Here is a 597-nt window from a genome sequence, read left to right on the forward strand (position 1 = left end):
TGCTTCAATGTGTTGTACTTTAGGAACTGGGCAAGCCACGTTGACGATTCTTAGTCAAAGTTTCCGAAGTATTTCGGGAGCATTGGTAGCGACTGAGGAAGATAAAATTGGTTTAAATAATATCCCAAGTTTTGGAGTTTGCAAATGTAGTTCTCCGAATCCTCCTTGCATTCCCCAGCCACAAGGATGGCAACAAACAACACAGAAAGACAGTATCAATGAACTGCTAATAAAATTATAAAAATGATAAGACGAATAATTACATTACTTACATTGCTTGTGGTAATAAGTAGCTGTAAGGCACAAGGTAATAATAATATCAAACAGAACAAAACTTTGGAAAGAACAACAGAGAGATTTGATACATCTACCTATTATATGGAAAGGCAAGGACATGAATATCAATTTGAGCATTACTTGCGAGGTAAAGTGCGGCAGTTTGGAGGTGATAATGGCTCTAATTATATAGAATATGCCAGAAAAGACAACAGCCTATTTGGAACGTGTAAGGAGTATTACAATAAAACGGGAACTCTAAAGTTAGTGGGAAAATATTATTATAATGATTTTGATTGTGGTATTTGGAAAGAGTATGAT

At 35.3% G+C, this 597-nt stretch carries 2 protein-coding genes; both read left to right on the forward strand.

Annotation, left to right across the window (positions count from 1 at the left end):
- The coding region (locus tag HMPREF0666_RS15990; protein ID WP_232214157.1) for a PAAR-like protein at positions 1-241 on the forward strand (241 nt) is incomplete at its 5' end.
- A 2-nt stretch (positions 242-243) separates the two neighbouring features.
- Positions 244-597, forward strand: a 354-nt coding sequence (locus tag HMPREF0666_RS15995) for a hypothetical protein (protein ID WP_009013440.1), incomplete at its 3' end; no start/stop codon positions are given.

The organism is Prevotella sp. C561 (assembly GCF_000224595.1).
GTDB classification, from domain to species: domain Bacteria; phylum Bacteroidota; class Bacteroidia; order Bacteroidales; family Bacteroidaceae; genus Prevotella; species Prevotella jejuni.